A 16910-nucleotide genomic window follows, 5' to 3' on the forward strand; every position below is an offset into this window, starting at 1 on the left:
GGCGACAGCGAGGGGGCGGCCACGGCCAGGGAGACCGGACGCAAGGTCATCGCGACGAACAAGAAGGCGCGCCATGACTACGCGGTCCTCAAGACGTACGAGGCCGGCCTGGTGCTGGCCGGCACCGAGGTGAAATCGCTGCGCGCCGGGTACGCGTCGATCGTCGACGCGTTCGCCCAGGAGCACGAGGGCGAGCTCATGCTCTACAACCTGCACATCGCCGAGTACGGCTTCGGCTCCTGGACCAACCATGCGCCGCGCCGTACCCGCAAGCTGCTGCTGCACCGCATCGAGATCGACCGGATCCTCGACAAGCTGCGCGAGCCGGGCAACACGCTGGTGCCGCTGTCGCTGTACTTCAACGAGGGCTGGGCCAAGGTCGAGCTGGCCCTGGCCCGCGGCAAACGCGAGTACGACAAGCGCCAGACCCTGGCCGAACGCGACGCCAATCGGGAGATCGCCCGCGCGATGGGCCGCCACCTCAAGGGCCGCACCGCCCGGGCCCGCTGAGCGGGCGCGCTCAGACCCGGACGAGGTGGGTCGGGCAGCAGAAGTTCTGCGCGGTGTGCATGTCGTGCCAGTACGTCACCGGCACCGAGCTCTGCAGGCAGCCCTCATGGAAACAGCGGACCCGCAGCTTGGTGCCGTCCGGCACGTAGTCGGTGCGGCCGGGATGGCGGCGGCAGGTCGTGGTGGGCGTCAGGTCGTGCACGAAGTTGCGCCACTGACAGACCTCCTCACCGCAGACCGCCAGCCTTCCGCGTGGATGGGCGAAGCGCGGGCCGGGAACGGGCAACAGCAGGGTCACCAAACCGAGTACGGCAGAGCGCATGCCGACCACCTCCGGGTGATGGGCTCCACCTCGGACGGTACGCCGCCCCGCCACCGGTCACAACGGCCGCTCACCCGACCTCGGCAGGGGAAGCTCAGCCGCCTCGCCCGGGACGGCCGGGGCCGTCGAATGGCTCGGTGCCGGCCGGTCCGGCGCGGTCGTGCGCGAATACCGGCCCCGGCTGCGGGTCACCGGCAGCGTGACCAGCCGGATCGGTGACGGCGGCTCGGCGAACCGGCCCGGCCCCCAGCGCACCCACACCGCGACGCGGCCCTCCGCGGCCTCGGCGAGCAGCTTCTCCACCGTGCGCTTGCGGTCGGTGTGGTCCACCTCGACGACGATCGGTGGCGCGGCCGGGCGGGCCAGGGCCACGTCGAGCACCGAGTGCTGCTTGTCCATCGGCGGCGGCAGCCGGACCACGCTGGGTGCGCGCCGGTAGACGCGCCAGCCCTGGGCCAGGCCCCAGGCCGCCACCTCGTCGATGATCCGGCCGGTGACCTCGTCCTGGGTGAGGCCCGCGAACGTCAACTCCGCGAGCCGCTGTGCCAGGTCGTCCATCAGGGCAGATTAGCGGCACCCACCGACAGTCCGTCCGGGCCGGTCAGGGCCGGCCGAACCACGTCGCCAGGGCCTCGGGCAGCCCGTCGCCGGTGGTGCCTTCCCAGGCGACGTAGCAGTCCGGGCGCAGCAGCAGCGCGGCCGGCAGGCCCGGGGCGGCGGCGACGTCGACCCGGTCGGCCCACGGGCCCACGTCCAGGCGGCCGGTGGGGTCGAGCAGCAGCGGGCGCGCGGACCGGGTCAGCTCCCTCAGGCCCGGCACGTCCGGCGCCCAGCGTCCGGCGTGCGGGCCGTCGGCTCCCGGGGTCTCGTAGCGGATGTCGGCCCCGGAGATCAGCTCGGCTATGTGCCGGCGGCCCTGCGGCAGTGCCAGCAGCTCGCCGACCAGCTCGCGCAGCGCGGTCACCTCGCCGCCGGGGCCGATCAGCACGGACTGCGCCCGGGTGTGCATGGTCACCCGCCGGCCGACGGGCCGCCGCTCCGACTCGTACGTGTCCAGCAGCCCGGGCGGGGCGTGGCCGAGCACCTCCGCGGCGAGCTTCCAGCCCAGGTTGATCGCATCCTGCAGGCCGAGGTTGAGGCCGGGGCCGCCGAGGGCGGAGTGCACGTGCGCCGCGTCACCGACCAGCAGCACCCGCCCGGCCCGGTACGCCGACGCCAGCCGGGTGTTGCCGCCGACCGCGCGCCGCCGCAGGTGCGGACCGGGGCCGTCCGGGGCGTCGAGCGGCAGGTCGGCCCCGAGCACCCGGCCCGCGGCGGCGCGCAGCTCGGCGATGCTGGTCTCACCGTCACCCACGTCGTCGCCGGGCCGGTGGCGCTCCCCCACGCTGACCAGCGGCGCACGGCCGGGCATCGGCGCCCACGCGATCACGCCCTGCTCGGTACGGGTGTGCAGGAACGGCGGCAGCACCCCGAATCCCGGCACGTGCAGCGCCCCGTGGGCGTCCACCATGCTCGCCGGCACGCTGACATGCGCCGTCCGCGACACCGTGTCGTCCCTGGTCACCCCCGGGAACGCGATGCCGGCGAGCTTGCGGACCACGCTGTGCCCGCCGTCAGCGCCGACCAGGTAGGCCGCCTCGATCGGGGCCAGGCCGGCGACCTCGACCGTCACCGAGCGTCCGTCCTGGCTCAGGCCGAGGACCTCGTGACCACGGTGGATCGTCACGCCCAGCTCGGTCGCCCGCTCGGTCAGCATCTGCTCGATCCGCCGCTGCGGCACCAGCATCGTGTAGAGCGGGTTGTCCGGCAGGTCGTGCAGGTCCAGCGGGAAGGCGGCGAACGTGAACCGCGGCGTGGGGCGGGGCGGGCCGGGGCTGCCGGCGAGCCGCTCGTACAGGCCGCGCCGGTCGAGCATGCGGATGATCTGCCCGACCAGGCCGTTGGCGCGCTGCTCGGTGGTGGGCTCGGTCAGCCGTTCCAGGACCAGCGGCCGGACCCCGGCCAGGGCCAGCTCGCACGCGAGCATGAGGCCGTTCGGCCCGGCGCCGGCGATGACGACGTCGATCATGGTGAAACCCTCTTCCGGGTACGGGGCACCGGCCCGCCGGGGAACGGCGGGCTGACGCGGGGAATGTCGGGGTGGGGGCCGCTCAGGGCAGCGGCAGTCCCGCGGCGATCCGGGCGAGTGCCTCGGTGAGCAGCTCCGCCATCGACACGTGCGGGCCGGCCCGCAGGAAGTGGGCCTGGGCGACGTTGTTCGCGGCCATCACGACGGAGGCCACCAGGTGCGGATACATGTCCTTGCTCAGGTCGGTGCCGGTGCGCTCGGCGACGGCCGCGGCGACCTCGGCCTCGGCCAGCGCCCCGGCCCGCAGCAGGTCACCCTGCAGGGCCGGCTCGGCGATCATCGTGCGCACCCCGGCGGCCCAGGCCTCCTGATCGGCCACCGGATGCGCGGCGAGCTCCGGACCGGGCTCCAGCTGGGCCAGGGCCACCGCGGTGATGGCCGTCCACAGCGGTTCGTCGGCCGGGCGGGCCCGCAGCTCGTCGGCGGCGCGCCGCAGCCGGTCCAGGTGACGCGACACGATGGCATCGCCCTTGCCGGCGAAATAGTTGTTGAAGGTGCGCGGGGACACCCCGGCCGCGGCGGCGATGTCCTCCACCTTGACGTTGTCGAAGCCCCGCTCGACGGAGAGCCGGATGGCGGCCCAGCTGAGCGCGGCCCGGGTCTCGGCCTTCTTGCGCTCGCGAAGTCCCATGCCCACCACCGTAGCTGAACTTGCGGTCCACGCAAAGATGCGGAGCACGCAAGTTTCCGGGTGGGACCGATCCGGGGACCGCCGGATTCCGTACCGGTGGACGGCACCGACATGGAGGTATCACCATGCACGGAATCCCCGACGCCGGCTCCATCGACAGATCACCGCATCGGCCGCCGCCGGACTGGCCCGAGCCCGGTACCCCGCTGGCCGGCGAGGAACCGACGGTCGAGCTGCCGGTCATCACCGAGGCCATGCTCGCCGCGGCCGCTCCGACCTCGTCCCCCACCCTGGCCGGCGCCGCGCTGTCGCTCGCGCTGAACAAGCCTTCGCGGGCCCGGCGCACCCCGGCGCTGGAGCGGCGCGGTCCCCGCCCAGCGCCCCGGCCGGCGGCAACAAGACACGCCAGCTTGGACGACCTCCTGACCGGGCCACCCCCGGCCGGCCCGGCCCATGCGGGCGAACCGGCCCACGCAGCAGGCGCCACTGACCTCTTCCGCCCACTCGGCCCCGCCGGACCGACCAACGCAGCGGGCGCCCCGGACCCCACCCGATCGACCGGCCCCGACCATCCACTCGGCCGCGCCGGGGCGAGCGATCCCGCCGGACCGACTTACTTCACGCCGCCGGCCGACGGGGGCCGGCTTGATGGCGATGCCGGCGAGAACGAGCCAGCGCCGGGCGATGGGCAACCTGAGATGGGTCCGGCGCAGCCCGGTCGGGGCTGGCTGGTCGGTGCCGGAATCGCCGCCGCCGCCCTCCTGCTGACCGGCGCCGCCGTGGTGGCCCTGAGCCGCGACGGCGACCCGGGCCCCACCCCCTCCGGCTGGGGCCCGCCGGTGGCCGCCGCCCCGGCCGCCCCGCACCTGGCGACCGCTGCCCGGGACGGGCGTACCAGTGCCGGTTTCGACCTCATCGACGGCGCCGAGCGGGTCACGTTGCGGGCCGCCGACCTCGGCGACACGCTCTACCGGATCACCACGCCGGACGCCGGCGCCGTGGTGCCACGCACCGATGAGCAGGGCGGCCGGGTCCGGCTGCGCCTCGACGGCGACGCCGGGTCCGTGGACATCACCCTCAACGCAGCCGTGCGCTGGGACCTGCGGATCGCCGGCGGCGCCCAGCTGTCCACCATCGACCTCAGCGCCGGGCGGGTCGGCGGGGTGGACCTGGCCGGCGGCGCGAGCCGGATCGCCCTGAGGCTGCCGCGGCCGGACGGCACGCTGAGCGTCCGGATGTCCGGCGGGGTGAGCCTGTTCGACGTGCGCACCGCCGAGCGGACGCCGGTCCGCGTACGGGTCGGGCGGGGCGCCGGGCAGGTCACCCTCGACGGGCAGCGGCACGCCGGGGTGGCCGCCGGGCGGACGTTCACGCCGGCGAGCTGGGCCGCCGCGGTCGACCGGGTCGACGTCGACGCGGCAGCCGGGATGTCGGCCCTGACCGTCGCACCCTACTAGCCGGTAATGACAGGATGGCGGGCATGGATGTGACGCCCGCCCTCGCCCGTGAGGCCTGGCGGCTCGCCGAGCCGCTGCACGCGATGATCTATTTCGCCCCGGAGATGCGGGAGCGCTTCGCGGCGCTCGGCGTGCCCGCCGGCGTCGAGTACTTCGCCTCCCGGGGTGCCGCCTTCGGCCCGGTCGGTCCCGGGCCCGTGGTGGCCACGTTCTACAACTTCCACCCCGGCCTGGTGGCGCGGGCCCTGCCCGCGGCCTGGGAGATCGTGTCGCCCGCGGCGGCGGTCGCGGCCCGGCTCGACGCCGCCGACGCGGCGCTGGTCCGGGGACTGGGCGACGTCGTGAAGAGCCCGGAGGTGGCCGAGGCCGCGGAGCTGGCCCGGCGGGCGGCGGAGTCGGCGATCGCGTACGCGGCGGGACGGCCCCTGTTCGCCGCGCACGCGGGTCTCGAGTGGCCGCAGGCACCGCACCTGGTGCTGTGGCATGCCCAGACGCTGCTGCGTGAGTTCCGCGGTGACGCGCACGTGGCGGCGCTGCTGGTGGCCGGGGTGAGCGGGTTGCAGTCGATCATCCTGCACGCGGCTTCGGGCCAGGCCAACGGCACGTTCCTGCGGGCCAGCCGGGGCTGGAGCCGGCAGGAGTGGGCCGACGAGGAGAACGCGCTGCGGGAACGGGGCCTGCTCGCCGGTGAGGAGCTCAGTGACGAGGGCCGGTCGTTGCGGGACGGTCTCGAGGCGGACACCGATCGGCTGGCCGCTCCGGCGTACCAGGTGCTCGGGGCCGACGGCGCGGCGCGGCTCGCGGAGCTGGCGCGGCCGCTCAGCCGGACTCTGGTCAAAGCGGGCTTTCTGAGCGCGGCGGCCCCGCCCCGGAAGTGATCCCGGTCGCAGCCGGCCGGACGCTGTTGCCAATAGTTTGCAACTGCCACGGTGACCCATATGCTGATCGAGGCGTGCCCGCGGCCGGAGGGGGATCCATGGACGTCCAGACGATGCACATCGCCAACGGGATCGTGAACGGCCCGGTGTCGGCGATCTTCGCCGCGTTCGCCGCCCTCGCCCTGGCGTTCTGCGCGTGGCGGGCCCGGGCCGACCTCGACGACCGGCTGGCCCCCATGGCCGGCCTGGTCGCGGCGTTCATCTTCGCCGTGCAGATGCTCAACTTCCAGGTGCTGCCCGGCGTCTCCGGCCACCTGCTCGGCGGCACCCTGGCCGTGGTCCTGGTCGGACCGTGGGTCGGCGCCCTGTGCGTGTCCACCGTGCTGATCATCCAGTGCCTGCTGTTCGCCGACGGCGGCCTGACCGCCCTCGGGCTCAACATCACCAACATGGCGATCATCGGCACCGCCGCCGGTTACCTGCTGGTCGCCGGCCTGCTGCGGGTGCTGCCCAAGACCCCGTCCGGGCTCGGCGCGACCGCGCTGATCGCCTCGATCGCCGGCGTGGTGGCCGCCTCGCAGGGCTTCGTGTTCGAGTACTGGCTCGGCGGCACCACCCAGCTCTCCCTGCCCTGGGTCTCCGGCACGATGGCCGGCACCCACGTGCTGATCGGCATCGGCGAGGGCCTGATCGCGGCGACCACCGTGGCCACCGTGGCCAAGGTCCGGCCGGACCTGGTCTACGCACTGCGCCGCTTCCGCACTCCACCGGCGCCGGTCGCGGCCACCCCGGCCGAGGCGCCCGCCACTGTCTCGGGAGGCCAGGCATGACCCGGCGACTCGGCTGGTTCCTGGCCGGCGGCCTGCTCGTCGCCCTGCTGCTGGCCGGCGTGGTCAGCAGCTTCGCCTCCAGCAGCCCGGACGGTCTGGACGCGACGGCCCGCGAGGGTTGCACCTTCGACTCCCACGGCGAGATCACCGGCGGCACCTGCATGCTTCAGCGGGAGCAGGACCACCAGCTCGCCGACAGCCCGCTGGCCGGCTACGGCATCCGCGGCATCGACAACCCGTACCTGTCGACCGGGCTGGCCGGGGTGCTGGGCGTGCTGGTGACGTTCGCCATCGGCGGCGGCGTCTTCTGGCTCGTCCGCCGGCGCAGCACCGAGAAGGTCTGATGGGCGCGGGCCACGCCCATCCGCTGCACCTGGACCGTCCGAGCCCGGTGCACGCCCTGGCCCCCGAGGTGAAAATCCTCGCGACGCTGCTGTTCACCATCGTCGTGGTGGCCACCCCGCGCACCGAGTTCGCCGCCTTCGGCGGTTACGCCCTGCTGCTCGCGGCGGTGGCGGTAGCGGCCCGGGTGCCGCTGCCGTGGCTGGCCAAACGCGCCACCATCGAGCTGCCGTTCGTCGTGCTCGCCGTTGCGCTGCCGTTCGCCGGGCACGGCGAGCGGATCACCTGGCTCGGCATGTCGCTGTCCGTCGACGGGCTCCACGGCGCGTGGAACATCGTCGCCAAGGGCACCCTGGGCGTGGTCGCCTCGCTGCTGCTGGCGGCCACCACCACCATGCGTGACCTGATCCTGGGCCTGGACCGGCTGCACTGCCCGCGGGTCTTCACCCAGATCGCCACGTTCATGCTGCGCTACCTGGACATCCTGGCCGACGACGCACGGCGGATGCGCATCGCCCGGCTCTCGCGCGGCTACGATCCGCGGTTCCTGTGGCAGGTCAAGGCCTTCGCGGTCGGCGTCGGGGCGCTGTTCCTGCGGGCGTACGAACGCGGCGAGCGGGTGTATCTGGCCATGGTCTCCCGCGGCTACGACGGACGGCTCCCCCGTCCCGAGGGGGGCGCCGCGACGACGGCCGACTGGGCGACCTCGGCCGTGCTGCCCGCCGCGGCCGCCGCCATCGCCCTCACGGCGGTGCTGGCGTGAGCCTCGAGATCGCCGGCCTCACCTACGCCTACCCGGACGGCAGCGTCGCGCTGCGCGGTGTCGACCTCAGCGTCGGCGCCGGGGACCGGGTCGCGCTGCTCGGGCCCAACGGCGCCGGCAAGACGACCCTGGTCCTGCACCTCAACGGCATCCTGCACGGCGGCGCCGGCACGGTCGACGTCGGCGGGCTGCGGGTGGACGCGCGCGACCGGGCCCGGCTGGCCGAGATCCGCCGCCGGGTCGGCATCGTCTTCCAGGACCCCGACGACCAGCTCTTCATGCCGACCGTCGCCGAGGACGTCGCCTTCGGGCCGGCCAACCTCGGGCTGCGCGGCGCCGAGCTGCGGGCCCGCGTCGACGAGGCGCTGGAAGCCGTGGACATGGCCGCGCACCGCGACCAGGTGCCGCTGCACCTGTCGTTCGGCCAGCGCCGCCGGGTGGCGGTGGCCACCGTGCTGGCGATGCGGCCCGAGCTGCTGGTGCTGGACGAGCCCTCGTCCAATCTGGACCCGGCGAGCCGCCGGGAACTGGCCGAGATCATCGAACGGCTGCCGGTGACGGTGCTGATGGTGACGCACGACCTGCCGTACGCGCTGCAGCTGTGCCCGCGCTCGGTGATCCTCGACGACGGCCGGATCGTGGCCGACGCGCCGACCGCCGAGCTGCTGGCCGACGACGAGCTGCTCCGGGCGCACCGGCTGGAGCTGCCGTTCGGCTTCCACCCGGTGCGCCCCTGACCCGGCTCAGCCCAGGCGCTCGACGACGGTGGCGTTGGCCGTACCGCCGGCCTCGCACATGGTCTGCAGCCCGTAGCGTCCCCCGGTGCGTTCCAGCACGCCCAGCAGGGTGGTCGTCAGCCGGGCGCCGCTGGCGCCCAGCGGGTGACCGATGGCGATCGCGCCGCCGTCGACGTTGACCTTCGCCGGGTCGGCGCCGGTCTCGGCCAGCCAGGCCAGCACCACCGAGGAGAACGCCTCGTTGACCTCGAACGCGTCGATGTCGGCCAGGGCCAGGCCGGCCCGGGCCAGCACCTTGGCGGTCGCCGGGATGATGCCGGTCAGCATCATGATCGGATCGTCACCGACGGCCGTCGCGGTGTCCACCCGGGCCCGCGGTCGCCAGCCCCGCTGCCGGGCGATCTCGCTGGTGGTGACCAGCAGCGCGGCGGCGCCGTCGTTGACGGGACTGGAGTTGCCGGCGGTGACCTTCCACTCCTGGTCGCCGAAGCGCTGCGCCCACCGTTCGTCGGCGAAGGCCGGCCGCAGCCCGGCCAGCGTCTCGACCGTGGTGCCGGGCCGGATCGTCTCGTCGACCTCGAGCCCGGCCAGTGGCGCGACCTGGCCGGCGAACCAGCCCTGCTTCCACGCCTCGGCCGCCCGCTGATGGCTGGTCCCGGCGAACTCGTCGAGCTGCCGGCGCGACAGACCCCAGCGGCGGGCGATCAGCTCGGCGCTGATCCCCTGCGGGATCAGCCCGCCGGGATAACGCTCCGCGACCGCGGGCCCGCCGACGAACGCCCGCGCGCCGTCGACCAGGGCGGAGCTGCCGATGGGTACGCGACTCATCGACTCGACCCCGGAGGCCACCACGATGTCGTAGGCGCCCGCGACGACCCCCTGGGCGGCGAAGCTCAACGCCTGCTGGCTGCTGCCGCACTGCCGGTCGACGGTGGTGCCGGGCACGGACTCGGGGAAGCCGGCGGCGAGCACGGCCAGCCGGGTGTTGTTGGTGCTCTGCTCGCCGACCTGACCGACCGTGCCGCCGATGACGTCGTCGATCTCGGCCGGGTCGAGCCCGTCGAGCCGGGCGGTGACGGCCCGCAGGACGTGGGCGTGCAGGTCGACCGGGTGGATCTCCGCGTAGGCGCCGCCGGGCTTGCCCTTGGCCACGGGTGTGCGTACCGCTTCGACGATGACCGCATCGCGCATGTCGTGCCCTCCCCATCGAGTGACGGACCGATCGGTCCGATCCTAAGGGCTATGCGGACCGATCGGTCCGTTACATTGGCCACATGGCCCGTACGGCAGCACCCGGCACCCGCGCCCGCATCGTCTCGACGGTGGCCCCGCTCTTCTACAGCCAGGGCGTCCGCGCGGTCGGCATGGCACAGATCGTCGCCGCGGCGGGCTGCGGCAAGAACCTGCTGTACTCGCACTTCCCGGGCAAGAACGAGCTGGTGGCGGCGTACCTGTCGGCGGTGAGGGCGGAGCGGGAGCGGTCGACCGAGCGGGCGCTCGCGGCAGCCGGCGACGGGCGGGCGGCGGTGGTCGCTCTGGTCGCCGAGATCGCCGACCGGGTACGGGAGCCGGACTTCCGGGGGTGCGCCATGCGTAATTACCTGACCGAGTTCCCGGCGGAGGACGACGAGCCGGGGCGGATAGCTCGGGAGTATCTGGCGTCGTCGCGGGCCCGGGTCGATGAGCTCGTACGGGCCGCGGGCGGGTCGCCGGTGCTGGCCGATCGGGTCTGGCTGGTCATCGAGGGCCTGTACGCGGTGGCGGGCCGGCCGGACGCCGCCCAGCAGGCCGAGGTGGCGGTCGCCATGGTCAAGGACCTCGTCACAGCTGCCTAGAACGCCGTTCCGGCCATTGGGCGCCGGGCGCACCGTGCTGATCCACTCACCCCGTAAAGCATCCTAGGTACTGGGTTGAAAGAAGACCATGCGGCTGACACCGAGCGATTTGCTGGAGCCGTCAGGCGGTTCCGTCCTCCTGGACAGGCTGGGGAATCCGGGCCAGTCCCGCCCTGATCCGGGCTGTCTTCACCGCCTGCTGGAGCGTCACGATGTCGTAAGCCCCGTAGTGCCGGCTCCCGTTGATGAAGAACGTCGGCGTGCCGGAGACGCCGCTCAGGTCGGCCGAGTCCACGTCGTCGGTGACCCGTTGCGCGTGCCGGTGGTCCATGAGCTCGTCGTGGAAGCGGTCCGTGTCCAGGCCGAGCTGGTCGGCGTACCGGAGCAGGTCCATGATCTTGAGATGGTCCTGGTGGGCCAGCAGCAGGTCGTGGAACTCCCAGAACTTGCCCTGACCGGCCGCCGTCTCCGCGGCTTCGGCGGCCAGCCGCGCCTGCGGGTGGACGTCCGGGAGCGGCAGGTGCCGCCAGACGTAGCGCAGATCCGTGTCGGTGATCAGGTCGCGGACCGCCGGTTCGGCCTGGCCGCAGTACGGGCATTGGAAGTCGCCGTACTCGACGACCGTGACCGAGGCGTCCTGCGGCCCGCGCACGTGATCGCGCTCGGGGTCGACGGCCGGGATCAGGTCGATCAGTTCCTCGGTGTCGCCGAGCATGGCCCGGGCCCGGCGTTGCGGGGCCAGCATCCGGGTCGCGCGGAAGACCGCCCAGGTGATCAGGGACGCGCCGGCCGCCGCGGTCAGCACACCGATCTTCGCCTCGGCCAGCTCGGGCCCCTCGAACGCCAGCGCCGCGATCAGCAACGACACGGTGAAGCCGATGCCGGCGATCGTGCCGCTGCCGAGCACCGCCGCCCAGCCGACCGTCGGGCGTACCCGGCCACCGGTCGCCCCCGTGAGCAGTGCGGACACCCCGACCACCGCGACCGGCTTGCCGATCAGGTAGCCCAGGATGACGCCCCAGGTCACCGGGGAGGTGAACGCCCGGCTGAGGAAGCTGCCGTCGATCGCGATGCCCGCGTTGGCCAGGCCGAACAGAGGCACGATCACGTAGCTCGACCACGGGTGGTAGACGCGCTGGAGGCGGTCGTTGGGCGAGAGTGTCTCGGTCAGCCCGCGCGCGGCGGTACGGGCCAGCTCCGGCGTCGGTTGCTCGCGGAACAGCTTGAAGAGCCCGGTGGCGGCTTCGAGGTTCTCCCGTACCGGGGTGTAGGCCACCGCCGTGAGGCCCATCGCCAGGCCGGCCACCACCGGGTCGACGCCGCTGGCCAGCATGGCCGCCCAGAGCACCAGCCCCACGACCGCGTAGCTGAAGGCGCTGCGGACGCCGAACGTGCGCAGCAGCAGCCACACGCCGAAGGCCGCGCCGGCGATCAGCAGCGGCATCATGGCGATGTCCTCGCTGTAGACCACCGCGATGACCAGCAGGGCGACCAGGTCGTCGACCACGAAGACGGTGAGCAGGAAGACCCGGGTCGAGTCGGGCACACCCCGGCCGACCAGGGCGAGCAGGCCCAGCGCCAGCGCCGTGTCGGTGGACATGGCGATGCCCCAGCCGTGCGCGCCCGGGCCGCCGTGGGTGACGGCCAGATAGATCAGCACCGGGATCAGCATCCCGACCAGCCCGGCGGCGCTGGGCAGCAGGAAACGCCGCCGGTCACGCAGGTCGCCGAGGTCGAACTCGCGCCGCGCCTCCAGACCCACCACCAGGAAGAACAGCGTCATGAGCCCGCTGTTGATCCAGGTCCGCAGGTCCTCGGTGATCCCCATGGCACCGAACCGCACCGAGAAATCGGTGCGCCACACCGCGTCGTACGACGCGGTGTCGACGTTGGCCCAGACCAGCGCGGCGGCGATGGCCGCGACGAGCACCCCGGCACTGCCCGATTCGGTACGCAGGAACGCCCGCAGCGGCGCCCCGAGCCCCCGCGTCCACTGCGTGCGTCCCCGCATCCCACCCGACGTAGTCACGGCACCAGCCTGGTCATCGGCGCGCCCCGGGGCAAGATCCGGGTCCGGCGCGGTCGTTTACGACCGGGCCGGTTGCGGTATGCGACAGGGTCATGACGCAGGAGACGGCACCGCGCGAGCGTACGTTCTTCGGTCAGCCACCCGTGCTGGCCAACCTGTTCGGAGTCGAGCTGTGGGAACGGTTCTCGTTCTACGGCATGCAGGGCATTCTGCTGATCTACCTCTACTACTCCGCGGCCGACGGCGGGCTGGGCCTGTCCGAGCAGACCGCCGCGAGCATCGTGGGCGCGTACGGCGGTTCGGTCTATCTGGCCACGATCATCGGCGCCTGGGTGGCCGACCGGCTGCTCGGGCCGGAACGGGTGCTGTTCGCCAGCGCGGTCCTGGTGATGGCCGGGCACATCAGTCTCGCCGCCCTGCCCGGGCTGACCGGGGTCACCGTGGGGCTGATCCTCATCGCGATCGGCAGCGGCGGGGTCAAGGCCACCGCCACGTCGCTGGTGGGCGGCCTGTACGACGAGCACGACGAACGCCGCGACGCCGGCTTCTCCCTGTTCTACCTGGGCATCAACCTCGGCGCCCTGGTCGGCCCGCTGCTGACCGGGCTGCTGCAGAAGAACTGGGGCTTCCACGCCGGATTCGCGCTGGCCGCGGTCGGCATGGCGATCGGCCTGATCCAGTACACGCTGGGCCGCAAGCGGCTCACCGGCGACGCCCGGGTCGTGCCCAATCCGCTGCCGCCGCAGCGCCGCCTGCCGGTGGCGCTGCTCGTCGCCGCGGCGGTGGTGGCGATCGTGGTGCTGGCCCTGACCGGTGTGCTGCGGGCCTCGGCGCTGTCGAACGTGGTCATCGTGCTGAGCGCCGTCGCGGCGGTCGCCTACTTCGTGGTCATCCTGCGCAGCCGGCGGATCACCGACGTGGAACGCCGCCGGGTGTACGCGTTCATCCCGCTGTTCGTGGCCAGTGCGGTGTTCTGGTCGCTGTACCAGCAGCAATTCACCGTCGTGACGATCTACTCCGACCAGCGCCTCGACCGGAACCTGTTCGGCTGGGAGATGCCGGTGTCCTGGGTGCAGTCGATCAACCCGGTCTTCATCATCGTGCTGTCCGGGGTCTTCGCCGCTCTGTGGACCCGGCTCGGCCCGCGCCAGCCGGGAACGCCGATCAAGTTCGCCGCCGGCACCGCGATCATGGGTGTGGCGTTCCTGCTGTTCCTGCCCCTGGCCGGCGGCGGCCCGAACAGCGCCCCGCTGCTCGCCCTGGCCGGCATCCTGCTGGTCTTCACCGTCGCCGAGCTGCTGCTGTCCCCGGTCGGGCTGTCGCTGTCGACCAAGCTCGCCCCGGCGGTGTTCCACACCCAGATGGTGGCGCTGTTCTTCCTGTCGGTGGCGCTGGGCACGGCGGCCTCGGGCACCCTCGCGAAGTACTACAGCGAGGACCACGAGACCGCGTACTTCGGCATCCTGGGCCTGGTCGCGATCGCCATCGGGGCCGCCCTGGCCCTGGCCGCCCGGCCGATCAGCCGGCTGATGAGCGGTGTGCGCTGACCGGGCACGGCTCCTGTCCTGTCGGCAGGACGGACTAACCTGGCGGCATGACGAATGCGACCCGGACCCGCGGCGCGCTCGGCGTCGTCGAGCAGTGGCTGACCGCCGTCAACGCTCGCGACGGCGGTCGCGTGGAGTCCCTGAGCCAGGAGCAGGTCGACATCGTGGGACCGCGCGGGCGCGGCAGCGCTCCCCGCGCGGTGCTGCGCGAGTGGCTGGGCCGTTCCGGCTTCTCGTCGCAGCCGGTGCGCTGGTTCTGCGGCGGCGACGGCCTGGTCGTGGTCGAGCAGGACGCCACCTGGCACGACCCGGCCACCGGTGAGCCGCAGGACAGCTTCCGGATCGGTTCGCTGTTCCGGGTCGAGGACGGCCGGGTGGCCCGCTACGAACGCTTCGACGACGGGGTCGCCGGAGCGCTGGCCGCAGCGGGCCTGGACGCTGACCGGGACGAGGTGACCCGCCCGGTCAGCCCTTGACCGCCCCGGCGGTGAGCCCGTTGACGATGTAACGCTGCAAGAACTGGAAGACCAGCACGGTCGGGACCGCCGTGAGCAGGGTGCCCGCGCAGAACATCCCGAAGTTGTTGTTGCGCTCCCCCGCCACCAGGCCGTACATGCCGACCGACAGGGTCTTGGCGCCGGTGTCGGTCAGGAAGACGTTGGCGATCAGGAACTCGTTGATCGTGCCGATGAAGGCCAGCAGGCCGGTCACCGCCAGGATCGGTGCGACCAGCGGCAGCAGGATCCGGAAGAACGTCTGGGCGTGCGAGGCGCCGTCCATCGTGGCCGACTCGTCCAGCTCCCTGGGCACCGTGTCGAAGAAGCCCTTCATCAGCCAGGTGTTCACCCCCAGCGCCCCGCCCAGGTAGAGCAGGATCAGGCCCCAGGCCTGGTTGAAGCCGATGGCCGGCCACAGGTCGGTGATGGTGGAGAACATCAGGAAGATCGCCACGATGGCCAGGAACTGCGGGAACATCTGGATCAGCAGCAGGGCCAGCAGGCCGGTCCGCCGGCCGCGGAAACGCATCCGGCTGAAGGCGTACGCGGCCAGCGCCGACAGGAACACCGACGCCAGTGCCGACACGCCGGCGATCAGCACGGAGTTGCCGAACCAGCGGGCGAAGTCCGTGTCGGCCAGCAGGTTGCCGACGTTGCCCAGCGACGCCCCGGTCGGCACGGCCGCGGTCGACGACAGCGTGCCCAGCGGGTTGAGCGCCGCCGACACCACGAACACGATCGGGAACAGCGAGAAGATCAGGGCCAGCACGGCGACCCCGTGCCGCCAGCCGACCCGGGTCAGCCACTTGCTCATGAGTAGACCTCTTCCTGGCGGCGGGTCCGGCGGAAGCTGACCGTGGAGATCACCGCGACGATCACGAAGATGAAGATGGACACCGCCGCGGCGAAGCCGTACTGGGCGCCGGAGCCACCGAAGGCCAGCCGGTAGGTGTAGGTGATCAGCAGGTCGGTGGCGCCGTTGGCCGGGTTGTCGGCCGGGAACGGCGCGCCGTCGGTGGTCAGGTAGATCGCGTTGAAATTGTTGAAGTTGAACGCGAACGACGAGATCAGCAGCGGCGTCAGCGCCACCAGCAGCAGCGGCAGGGTGACCCGCTTGAGCGACTGCCACGGCGAGGCCCCGTCGATCCGGGAGGCCTCGGACAGCTCCGGCGGGATCGCCTGCAGCGCCCCGGTCGCGACCAGGAACATGTACGGGTAACCGAGCCACAACTGCACCAGGATCACCGCGATCCGGGCGGACGTGGCCCCGCCGAACCAGTCCACGTCCAGCCCGAACAGGTTGTTGATCAGCCCGAAGTCGGTGTTGAACATGTCCCGCCAGACCAGCAGCATCGCAAACGACGGCATCGCGTACGGCAGCACCAGCAGGGTGCGGTAGAGGCCCCGGCCGCGGACCCGTGGCGAGTGCAGGGCCAGCGCACAGCCCAGGCCGAGCACGAAGGTCCCGCCGGTGGAGGCCAGGGCGAAGATCAAGTTCCAGATCAGGGTACGGGCGAACGGGCCGGCGATCGCCGCGTCGGTGACCAGCCGGGTGAAGTTGCTCAGCCCGACACCGACCCGCCAGCCCTGGGCCAGCCGCTCACCGTCGGCCGCCACGAACGCGCCGGCCTTCTCGTCCGCGGTCCAGGTCCGGCCGGTGGTGGTGTCCCGCACACAGTCGCAGCCGGCGTCGTACGCCCGCCCGGCCTTGCCCTCGTACGCCCGCGACAGTCCCTGCGAGCGGATCGCCCCGCCCGCGGTCGGCACGGCCAGGTCGGTGATCTCCTGGCTGCGGGCGCTGGCCTGACCGCCGTTGAGCAGCGTGTAACCCGCGGCGGCGGTGACCCGGCCGGTCGCGGTCACGGTGACGTCACCGGCCGGGAGCGCCTTGAGCCCCTCACCGGTCCCGGCCGAGACAACCTTGGTCGCCGGGTCGGTCACGAGGAACGTCAGCGGCCCGGTCGCGGGATCGCCGGTGGTGGCGACCGTCAGCGCGTACTCGGTCGAGCCGGGCACCCGGGTGACCGACGCGGTCTGGATGGCCACGACGGCCTCGCGCTTGTCGCCGCGGTGCCCGTCGCTGAAGTTGGTGAACGCGGTCGCCGCCGTGTACGCCACCGGGAACAGCTGGAAGACGATGAGGAACAGGGTGCCGGGCACGAGGTACTTGGCGGGCACCCGCCGGCGGCCGGTGTACAGGTAGAGCAGTCCGGCGGTGGCGGCCAGCAGCACGGCCAGGCCGATCCAGGCCCGCTCGGCGATCAGCGGGAACGCCGCCCAGACGGCGAGCCCGGCGACCAGCCCGAGCAGGGCGATCTTGACGAGGGGGCCGGCGAGGCCGTCCCGGCCGGGGCGCGGGGCCTCGGCCGGGACGGTCTCCCGCTCCAGAAGAGCAGTCATTGCT

General features: G+C 72.9%; 17 protein-coding genes and 1 pseudogene. 10 read left to right on the plus strand and 8 right to left on the minus strand.

Features of this window, described 5'->3' with window-relative positions; all coding sequences use genetic code 11:
* Positions 1-24 precede the first annotated feature (24 nt).
* Positions 25-510: pseudogene (smpB, locus tag ACWEOZ_RS04320) on the plus strand (SsrA-binding protein SmpB); the annotation flags it as partial.
* Between the two features lie 10 nt (positions 511-520).
* Here smpB and ACWEOZ_RS04325 read toward each other — a convergent pair.
* The 4 genes from ACWEOZ_RS04325 to ACWEOZ_RS04340 all read right to left on the minus strand — a co-directional run bounded on the left by ACWEOZ_RS04325 (position 521) and on the right by ACWEOZ_RS04340 (position 3591).
* Positions 521-832, minus strand: coding sequence for a hypothetical protein (locus ACWEOZ_RS04325; RefSeq protein WP_451909329.1), 312 nt, complete (start codon positions 830-832; stop codon positions 521-523).
* 57 nt (positions 833-889) lie between these two features.
* The gene (locus ACWEOZ_RS04330) at positions 890-1390 is read right to left on the minus strand and encodes a hypothetical protein (RefSeq protein WP_451909330.1); all 501 of its coding nucleotides are present in this window, start codon (positions 1388-1390) and stop codon (positions 890-892) included.
* A 43-nt stretch (positions 1391-1433) separates the two neighbouring features.
* The gene (locus ACWEOZ_RS04335) at positions 1434-2900 is read right to left on the minus strand and encodes an FAD-dependent monooxygenase (RefSeq protein WP_451909331.1); all 1467 of its coding nucleotides are present in this window, start codon (positions 2898-2900) and stop codon (positions 1434-1436) included.
* A gap of 82 nt (positions 2901-2982) precedes the next feature.
* The gene (locus ACWEOZ_RS04340; RefSeq protein ID WP_451909332.1) at positions 2983-3591 is read right to left on the minus strand and encodes an acyl-CoA-like ligand-binding transcription factor; all 609 of its coding nucleotides are present in this window, start codon (positions 3589-3591) and stop codon (positions 2983-2985) included.
* A 125-nt stretch (positions 3592-3716) separates the two neighbouring features.
* Here ACWEOZ_RS04340 and ACWEOZ_RS04345 point away from each other — a divergent pair, with 125 nt between their 5' ends.
* The 6 genes from ACWEOZ_RS04345 to ACWEOZ_RS04370 all read left to right on the plus strand — a co-directional run bounded on the left by ACWEOZ_RS04345 (position 3717) and on the right by ACWEOZ_RS04370 (position 8598).
* Positions 3717-5048 (plus strand): hypothetical protein, encoded by a 1332-nt coding sequence (locus ACWEOZ_RS04345; protein ID WP_451909333.1) that lies wholly within the window; start codon positions 3717-3719, stop codon positions 5046-5048.
* 23 nt (positions 5049-5071) lie between these two features.
* Positions 5072-5926 (plus strand): SCO6745 family protein, encoded by an 855-nt coding sequence (locus ACWEOZ_RS04350; RefSeq protein ID WP_451909334.1) that lies wholly within the window; start codon positions 5072-5074, stop codon positions 5924-5926.
* 98 nt (positions 5927-6024) lie between these two features.
* Positions 6025-6756: an energy-coupling factor ABC transporter permease gene (locus ACWEOZ_RS04355; protein ID WP_451909335.1), complete on the plus strand. Its 732-nt coding sequence runs from the start codon at positions 6025-6027 to the stop codon at positions 6754-6756.
* Positions 6753-7100 carry a PDGLE domain-containing protein gene (locus ACWEOZ_RS04360; RefSeq protein WP_451909336.1) on the plus strand — a complete coding sequence of 116 codons (348 nt, stop codon included), beginning with the start codon at positions 6753-6755 and terminating at the stop codon, positions 7098-7100. The genes ACWEOZ_RS04355 and ACWEOZ_RS04360 overlap by 4 nt, the downstream gene beginning before the upstream one ends.
* Positions 7100-7861, plus strand: a complete 762-nt coding sequence (gene cbiQ, locus ACWEOZ_RS04365; RefSeq protein ID WP_451909337.1) for a cobalt ECF transporter T component CbiQ — start codon at positions 7100-7102, stop codon at positions 7859-7861. The genes ACWEOZ_RS04360 and cbiQ overlap by 1 nt, the downstream gene beginning before the upstream one ends.
* Positions 7858-8598, plus strand: coding sequence for an energy-coupling factor ABC transporter ATP-binding protein (locus tag ACWEOZ_RS04370; RefSeq protein ID WP_451909338.1), 741 nt, complete (start codon positions 7858-7860; stop codon positions 8596-8598). Before cbiQ ends, ACWEOZ_RS04370 begins: the two co-directional genes overlap by 4 nt.
* A 6-nt stretch (positions 8599-8604) precedes the next feature.
* Here the strand turns inward: ACWEOZ_RS04370 and ACWEOZ_RS04375 are convergent, their stop codons facing one another.
* On the minus strand, positions 8605-9789 hold the full coding sequence (locus ACWEOZ_RS04375; protein WP_451909339.1) for a thiolase family protein: 1185 nt from the start codon (positions 9787-9789) through the stop codon (positions 8605-8607).
* Positions 9790-9872: 83 nt separating this feature from the next.
* Between ACWEOZ_RS04375 and ACWEOZ_RS04380 the strand changes: the two genes are divergently transcribed.
* Positions 9873-10433, plus strand: a complete 561-nt coding sequence (locus ACWEOZ_RS04380; RefSeq protein WP_451909340.1) for a TetR/AcrR family transcriptional regulator — start codon at positions 9873-9875, stop codon at positions 10431-10433.
* A 121-nt stretch (positions 10434-10554) separates the two neighbouring features.
* On the opposite strand, the gene nhaA is transcribed toward ACWEOZ_RS04380, so the two are convergent.
* Entirely contained in the window at positions 10555-12444 is a 1890-nt protein-coding gene (gene nhaA, locus ACWEOZ_RS04385) for a Na+/H+ antiporter NhaA (protein ID WP_451909513.1), read from the minus strand.
* A gap of 110 nt (positions 12445-12554) precedes the next feature.
* Between nhaA and ACWEOZ_RS04390 the strand changes: the two genes are divergently transcribed.
* Complete coding sequence (locus ACWEOZ_RS04390) at positions 12555-14009, plus strand: peptide MFS transporter (RefSeq protein WP_451909341.1); 1455 nt, start codon at positions 12555-12557, stop codon at positions 14007-14009.
* A 47-nt stretch (positions 14010-14056) separates the two neighbouring features.
* Entirely contained in the window at positions 14057-14485 is a 429-nt protein-coding gene (locus ACWEOZ_RS04395; protein ID WP_451909342.1) for a nuclear transport factor 2 family protein, read from the plus strand.
* Here ACWEOZ_RS04395 and ACWEOZ_RS04400 read toward each other — a convergent pair.
* Complete coding sequence (locus ACWEOZ_RS04400; protein ID WP_451909343.1) at positions 14475-15320, minus strand: sugar ABC transporter permease; 846 nt, start codon at positions 15318-15320, stop codon at positions 14475-14477. The genes ACWEOZ_RS04395 and ACWEOZ_RS04400 overlap by 11 nt on opposite strands.
* Positions 15317-16906, minus strand: coding sequence for an ABC transporter permease subunit (locus ACWEOZ_RS04405; RefSeq protein WP_451909344.1), 1590 nt, complete (start codon positions 16904-16906; stop codon positions 15317-15319). Before ACWEOZ_RS04405 ends, ACWEOZ_RS04400 begins: the two co-directional genes overlap by 4 nt.
* Positions 16907-16910: the final 4 nt, after the last annotated feature.

The organism is Actinoplanes sp. NPDC004185, assembly GCF_053603475.1.